7 protein-coding genes are annotated in these 7,069 nt (G+C 48.6%); 2 read left to right on the plus strand and 5 right to left on the minus strand.

What is annotated here, in order from left to right; all coding sequences use genetic code 11:
- Positions 1-1,598, minus strand: a 1,598-nt coding sequence (locus VIN66_RS12545) for a methyl-accepting chemotaxis protein (protein WP_331924294.1), incomplete at its 3' end; no start/stop codon positions are given.
- A gap of 308 nt (positions 1,599-1,906) precedes the next feature.
- Between VIN66_RS12545 and VIN66_RS12550 the strand changes: the two genes are divergently transcribed.
- On the plus strand, positions 1,907-2,314 hold the full coding sequence (locus VIN66_RS12550) for a VOC family protein (RefSeq protein ID WP_331924295.1): 408 nt from the start codon (positions 1,907-1,909) through the stop codon (positions 2,312-2,314).
- Here VIN66_RS12550 and VIN66_RS12555 read toward each other — a convergent pair.
- A complete protein-coding gene (locus tag VIN66_RS12555) occupies positions 2,311-2,982 on the minus strand; it encodes a YdeI/OmpD-associated family protein (protein ID WP_331924296.1) in 672 nt (223 codons plus the stop codon). The genes VIN66_RS12550 and VIN66_RS12555 overlap by 4 nt on opposite strands.
- Positions 2,885-3,361 carry an energy transducer TonB gene (locus VIN66_RS12560; protein ID WP_331924297.1) on the minus strand — a complete coding sequence of 159 codons (477 nt, stop codon included), beginning with the start codon at positions 3,359-3,361 and terminating at the stop codon, positions 2,885-2,887. The genes VIN66_RS12555 and VIN66_RS12560 overlap by 98 nt, the downstream gene beginning before the upstream one ends.
- Before the next feature lie 415 nt (positions 3,362-3,776).
- On the opposite strand from VIN66_RS12560, the gene VIN66_RS12565 reads away from it, so the two are divergent.
- The gene (locus VIN66_RS12565; protein WP_331924298.1) at positions 3,777-4,313 is read left to right on the plus strand and encodes a DUF924 family protein; all 537 of its coding nucleotides are present in this window, start codon (positions 3,777-3,779) and stop codon (positions 4,311-4,313) included.
- A 65-nt stretch (positions 4,314-4,378) separates the two neighbouring features.
- Here VIN66_RS12565 and VIN66_RS12570 read toward each other — a convergent pair whose 3' ends face one another.
- Positions 4,379-6,229 carry a DUF885 domain-containing protein gene (locus VIN66_RS12570; protein WP_331924299.1) on the minus strand — a complete coding sequence of 617 codons (1,851 nt, stop codon included), beginning with the start codon at positions 6,227-6,229 and terminating at the stop codon, positions 4,379-4,381.
- Between the two features lie 129 nt (positions 6,230-6,358).
- The coding region (hemW, locus tag VIN66_RS12575) for a radical SAM family heme chaperone HemW (RefSeq protein WP_331924300.1) at positions 6,359-7,069 on the minus strand (711 nt) is incomplete at its 5' end.

Below are 7,069 nucleotides of genomic sequence, written 5' to 3' on the forward strand. Positions count from 1 at the left end.
CGGGCGGCTTCAATCGCGGCGTTTAATGCCAGTAAATTGGTTTGTTCAGCAATGCCTTTTATCACGTCGACCACAGTGCCGATGTTTTCTGACTCTTTAGCCAACCCAGCGACAATCTGTACTGACTGTAACATCTGAGCCGACAATTGCTGCATATCTGCTACCGCTGTTGCGGACAGCGCCTGGCCCTGTCTGGCGTGCTGTTCAGCGTCAGTTGCAGCATCACTGGTTTGCTGAGCATTATTGCTGATATCCTGGGTTGTTGCTGCCATTTCATGCACGGCTGCCGAGACATTATCAATTTGGGCTTTACAGGTCTGGATTTCCTGATTGGTCAGGCTTGCAACCTGAGTCAGGTGCTGGCTACTGCTGTTGACGGATGACGCCTGCTGTGCAGTCTGACGCAATAACTGGCGCAATTTGGCGGTGAACTGATTAAAGTGGCTGGCCAGTGCACCCACTTCGTCCTGACTGCTGATATCAATGCTACGGGTTAAGTCACCGTCGCCGCTGGCAATGTCCTGCATCATCAACGTCAGCTGCTGTAATGGCCGGGTGATGGCAGACGTCATCAGCCAGATCACCAGCAAGGTTACAGCGACTATCAGCAGTGTCAGTAGCATCGCCCAGTTAGTTGCGCTGTTAACAGGCGCTTCTACCACCTTTACCGGTACCAGCAAGGCAATCATCCAGTTCAGTGCCGGAAAGTCCAGCGTCACCGGCTGGGTGTAGGCATAGTAGTCGACGCCATTAAAGTGCACCGCAAGTCTTACCGCGTCGCCCTGTTTGGCCGCCGCCGCCAGTTTTGCAAAACCGCTATTACCGTCTGTGTCGAAATTGGCAATAGGGTCGTTAGGGGTATATTTTACGCCGCCCGCCTTAGCGAAGTGGACGATATTGCCCTGCTCGTCGAGCAATGCCGGTAAACCATGGCCCTGATAACGCAGCTGCTCCACATGCTCGCCAACTTTGTTGATGTGTAAATCCAGGCCGCCGACACCCAGCAGTTTGCCACTGCTGTCACGTACCGGCCCCTGGACTACTGTTGAAATAATGCCGGTGGTCATATCGGCCGACGGTGAGTTGACAAAGTAGCGGTTTTTTTCCAGCGTCAGCTGGTACCAGGGGCGTTTACTGGCGAAATAGCCTTTATTGATATCGCCGGCATCGGGTCCTTCCGTTGCTACACCGGTGCGGGCGCTCTCGCGGAAATATTCACCTGAACTGTCCAGCGCAAAAAATGCTGACAAGATATTAGGATCCCGGCTGCTGATGCCAATAAACGTCTGGTTGATTTGCGGGTAACCACTGACGCTATTGAGCACGGCACCGCGTCCTGGATAATTACTAAACCATTGCTGGAATTGCGGGTTTTCCAGATAAGTGCGGGCGACCTGACCATACTGCGCGAAGAAGCCAGCAATGCGGGACGCTTCTTGCGTTACGGCATGACTTACTTCTGAGTTCACCTGCAAACTGGTTTGCTGCTTAATGTCACTGACTACTAAAATGGCCGTGCCGAGCAATAAGACGGCAACGGCGCTGCCGATACTAAGCAACAACTTTTGCTTAATAGACGCCTGAGTAAATAAACGCATGCAATACCCCTAAAACCTGAATTTTCTTGTTGTAATATCTTGTTTTTATTTGGTGCGAAAGCATCCATGCCAGCAGTTACTATGCCAGATCCTGGTGCAAAACCAAGCGTTCTGCAGCATTAAATGGCATAAATGTGGTTAATTATCATGATAATGCAAAATTCTCGCCATGCAGCGGTGTACTGCACAGAACGTAGCTCTTGCTTTAAATTTTAAAGCTCGTTGTCGAATTTAATCTCTGCTAAACGATTAAGTATGGTCAGCTTAACGCTGCTTATAAACAACACGACTTAACAACCGGAGAGACTATGAACCGTATGATATTTGTTAACCTGCCGGTGCAGGATTTACCTGCTTCTATGGCTTTTTATACTGCGCTGGGCTTTAGTAACAATGCGCACTTTACCGACGAAACCGCTGCTTGTATGGTCTGGAGCAGCGAGATTTATGTCATGCTGTTAACGCATGATAAATGGCGTCAGTTTACCAAAAAGCCAATTGCGTCAGGCAGTACCAGCGAAGTGATGCTGGCGCTGGCACTAGACAGTATTGATGCGGTGAACAAAATGAATGCTGCAGCGGCGGGCTCTGGCGGTACGGCAGATGTCAATCCGAAACAGGAGCTGGGTTTTATGTACAGCTGCAGTTTTGCTGATCCTGATGGCCATATTTGGGAGCCGTTCTGGATGGATCCTGCGGCTATACCGCAAGGCTAAGCGGTTTTAGGTGCGCTAAACGCTTTACTGTAAAAACCGGACGGGTCGAAGCAGCAGACCCGTTTTTTGCCCGATGCCAGCATATCGCAGGCATTACTGATGCGCTGCAGCCGGGTTTTTGCCTGTTTGGCTGAGGTTATCCAGTGGATCCAGTCCAGCCGCGCAATAGTCGTCGTATCCTGCCAGGTTGCTAACGCGGTAGGGTGCGCCGCCAGCGCCTGCTGTAAATCCTGCGGTACCTCCGGTTCAGGTTCTTGCCCAACCGGCTTGACACTGAAGTTTGCATTTTCCCCAATCTGCACACCGGAGGAATCCAGAAGAGTTTGTGTTAGCTTTAACCAGTGGCTTAACTGCCCATCCGGCTCCAGTGTGGCCTGAAAAGTGTGACCGTTGATACTACCTTCGATACTTGTTCTGCCGCGGCGGGGTAAGGTTTCACTTATTTCTTTGGGCAGAACAATAAAGCCCCAGGCATCGGTATCACCCATTTGTGCCGGACGTAGGATGGTCGCGCTAAACTTTGACGTGTTTCCATTGCGCAAGCAATTACTGGTATTTACAAGCATGGACTTAAGCCTTGTGCACAATCCGATAACCAATTGAATAAATAGTATCTTTCCCACTGCAAGCTGCATTATCAACAGTTGCAGGTACCGAGCAACGACCATCACCAGCGTCCAGGCAAAACCGGAACTGAGTAATTGTTTTTACGGGGGCCGCTATAATGCCTTGAGGTAATTCAGACCATTTCCAGTTTTTTACTGTAAGCTCAGCTTGTTTAGCGAAATATCGGCTGCTGGAAGAAAGTACTTTGACATCCCTTATCTCATAGCTGGGAGTAATTACATACTCAACTGCTGCGCAACCGTCGCGCCCCGCGATCGCTTCTTCAACCGGATATTTTGGAGCAAAACGCTTTAATTCAGACCATTTTTCAGTCTGTAACTCTGCTTCAGTTAATTGCACATCTTGGAATTGCGGTGGAGGAGAAGTTTGACAACCTGATAGCAAAATTAAAGCAAAAACACTTAATATGTACCTGTTCATATTTGAAGCCTTTTTAAAAACAATTAATATTCACTTATTTAAAAAATTAAACATTCCGGTCAAATATATAGCGACTTACTTCGGCAATCAAATGTTTTGCTGTAAGCTGAGAAACGATAGAATTAAAGAAAAGATATAATAAGGGAAGTTATTGATACAACTGATTTTTATGCAGTATTGTTATGGTCGGCAAAATGGATATTACAGCCATTGGTATTTTTTCATTTCACTTTAAGAGATTAGGTAAGTACTGCGGACGGTTTGGCCCATAACGCTTTAGCTCTTATCCGTTGGCAAGCTGTTGTTACCTTGTGCCAACGACAACACCGCTTTCGATATTTCGGTGAGGATGTATTAAGATGATGGACTTTCAATAAGTATTTTGCACTATCTATCAGTCAGGGTGAATTAACGTATGTACCAACAAATACTCACTTTCTGGTTTGAAGAATTAACGCCGCAGCAGTGGTGGCAGGCAGATGAGGAATTTGATAGCACAATAAAACAGCGCTTCTCCGCCATATTGCAGCAGGCGGCGGCAGGTGAATTAGCTCACTGGCGGCAAGGCGTAAAGGGACGTCTGGCTGAAATAATCGTATTGGATCAGTTCTCCCGTAATATTTACCGCGGTACAGCTCAGGCATTTTCGCAGGATGCTATGGCATTAGCATTGGCGCAAGAAGCCGTTGCTGCCGGGGCGTTACGGCAGCTAAACGCTGACGAGCGTAATTTTTTACTGATGCCTTATATGCACAGCGAATCAGTTGTCATCCATCAAAGCGCCGAGACGCTATTTAAGCAACACACACCAGAGAACAACTATCAATTTGAGTTAAAACATAAAGCGATCATTGACCGGTTTGGCCGCTATCCGCACCGCAACAACATATTAGGCCGGCCATCGACAGCCGAAGAAACAGCATTTTTGCAGCAGCCCGGCTCTGGCTTTTAACTCTGGCACAGCATTTTTGTACAAGAAAACCGGTTAAAAACCGGCTTTCTTAGCTAAGGTGCCTTTTATGCTTTGGCAGCAGCGATATATTCGTCAACCATCTGTTCGAGCACATCCAGTGGTAGAGCTCCGTTTTTCAGCACGATATCGTGGAACTGACGGATATCGAACTTATCACCAAGTGCGGTTTTGGCTTTCTCGCGCAGTTCGACAATTTTCAGCATCCCAATTTTATAAGCGGTGGCCTGCGATGGCATCACAATATAACGCTCAATCGCTTTTTCTACCGCTGATTGGGTATTGGGTGTGTTATCCAGTAGATACTGAATAGCCTGTTCGCGGCTCCATTTCTTCGCGTGAATACCGGTATCCACCACCAGACGGCAAGCGCGCCACAATTCCATTGCCAGCCGGCCAAAGTCTGAGTACGGGTCCTGATACAGGCCAATCTCTTTGGGCAGCATTTCGGTGTATAAGCCCCAGCCTTCAATGTAGGCGGTGTAGCCACCGAAACGACGGAACTTAGGCATGGCTTCTAATTCCTGCGCTATCGCCAGCTGCATATGATGGCCCGGAATACCTTCATGATACGCCAGAGCTTCCATTTCATACTTTGGCATATCGCTCATGCGGTACAGGTTGGCGTAGTAAATGCCCGGGCGGCTGCCATCCATTGACGGCTGCTGGTAAAATGCTTTACCGGCGGTTTTTTCCCGAAACGGCTCTACGGCTTTGACGATCATTTCAGCTTTGGGTTTGACCAGAAACAGTTCATCCAGGCGGCTGCGCATATTGTCGATTATCGCAGTAGCATCTTTCAGATACTGCGCTTTTCCTTCGTCACCGTCCGGGTAATAAAACTGCGGATCAGTCTGCATAAAGTTAAAGAAGGCTTTTAAATCGCCGTCGAAGCCGGTTTTATCCATAATTGCACGCATTTCATTGTGAATACGTGCCACTTCGTCCAAGCCAGTCTGATGAATTTCTGTCGCGGTTAAGTCTGTGGTAGTGGTGCGTTTGAGGGCGTTATTGTAAAACGCTTCGCCATCTTTAAAACGCCATACGCCATCTTCGGTGCCAGCTTTTTGCTCTAGCTGTTGTAAATACTGAATTAAACCGGTGTAGGCGGGTTTAACACTGGTCAGCAGCGCAACAGCGGCTTCATCCAGCAGCAGTTTTTTTGCTGCATCAGTAATATCAAGCGCTGTTACTTTTTTCCGGAAATCTGCCAGCAGGGTGCTGTCTTCGCCGTTATCAAACGGCGCGCCTTTAATCACATTTTCACTGGCAGAAATAACCATAGGAAACACGAATTTCGGCGCGATAATGCCTGCTTCGGCGCGTTTTTGCAGTTGCTGCTGTAACTGAGTAAAAAGGGCTGGCACCGCGTTTAAGCGGGCAATATAGGCTTTGGCATCGCTTTCGCTGCTGATACTGTGCTGGTTGATCAGCAAGCTGGGTACCTGAGAATGAGTACCAAACATCTGATTCACCGGGTAGCTGTACAGGCGCCATTTCGCATCATCCAGCTCTTGCTGCAGCTCCTGTTGCATCAACAGATAGCTGACGCGGGTAGCGTCATCCAGTTTGCTTTGGTCAATACCTTTTAGCATCGTCAGATGTTGTCTGGTCAGCTCCAAACCTGCCTGAAAATGCTCGTCAGATAAGTCCTGCCATTTGTCGTAATCGTCTTTAATACCCAGACGGGTTTGCAGCAGCGGGCTGCGGCGCACATTGTCCATAAAAATCTGTTCAAACAGATTATTAGCTTTTTCAGACTCGCTGCTGGCTACTGCTGCGGTTTGCGCAGTGGTAGATGCCGGTGCTGAAGTTTGCTGTGGGCCGCAACCGGCCAACAGTGCCATGCTGATGGCGACCGGCAATAAGGCCCGGCGTGTAAAAATATGCTGTTTCATCTGGATTCCTGCTGTTGTCGTTAGAATAGTCGGTTTTATTCTACGCAAGCTGGTTCAGATGAAAAGGTAAAGTATCGCAGTACAGTCTTCTGTTATCTCAGCGGGCTTTGCTAAATTAGCCCGCGCCCGCTAGATAAACAGGGTCAGCAAATCGTTCAGATAACGCGCGCCTTTATCGGTAATTTGCCAGTGTGATGCCGTTACCGTGATAAGTTGTTTCTGCTCCGCCTCGTCAATAGCGGCACTGATAGTGCTCAGCGGTAGGCCGGTGTAGGCGGTAAAATCGTCTACCGGGCAGGGTTCCAGCAGGCGAAAACGGTTCATAAAAAACTCAAAAGGCCTGTCTTCCGGCTCTACCTGCTGGCGGCTATCCATGTAACCGCGGCTGATATCCATATAGCCTTTAGGGTGTTTAATTTTTACCGTACGTAAAATGCTGTTGCGCGATGGCAGCGTAATTTTACCGTGCGCGCCACAACCAATACCGAGGTAATCTCCGTAGCGCCAGTAATTCAGGTTATGCTGACATTGCTGGCCTGCCTTGGCATAGGCAGATATTTCATATTGTTGATAGCCATGTTGTTGCAATAATGCCAGTCCCTGCTGTTGAATATCCCACAAGGTATCGTCCGGCGGCAACACCGGCGGGCGGGAAGCAAAAGCGGTATTGGGCTCGATGGTCAGCTGATACCACGACAGATGCGGCGGACTTAAATCTATCGCCTGTTGCAAATCGGCTAGCGCGCCTGTTACATCCTGCTGTGGCAAACCATGCATTAAATCCAGGTTAAAGCTTTTCAGTGGTAAGGCTTTGGCGAGCTTTGCCGCAGCTATTGCTTC

Source organism: Rheinheimera sp. (assembly GCF_036568245.1).
In the GTDB taxonomy this organism is placed as follows: Bacteria; Pseudomonadota; Gammaproteobacteria; order Enterobacterales; family Alteromonadaceae; genus Alishewanella.

Coding starts and splice junctions, on each gene's coding strand:
- VIN66_RS12550 (WP_331924295.1), top strand. CDS start 1,907: ATGAACCGTATGATATTTGTTAACCTGCCGGTGCAGGATTTACCTGCT.
- VIN66_RS12565 (WP_331924298.1), top strand. CDS start 3,777: ATGTACCAACAAATACTCACTTTCTGGTTTGAAGAATTAACGCCGCAG.
- VIN66_RS12570 (WP_331924299.1), bottom strand. CDS start 6,229: ATGAAACAGCATATTTTTACACGCCGGGCCTTATTGCCGGTCGCCATC.
- VIN66_RS12560 (WP_331924297.1), bottom strand. CDS start 3,361: ATGAACAGGTACATATTAAGTGTTTTTGCTTTAATTTTGCTATCAGGT.
- VIN66_RS12555 (WP_331924296.1), bottom strand. CDS start 2,982: ATGGTCGTTGCTCGGTACCTGCAACTGTTGATAATGCAGCTTGCAGTG.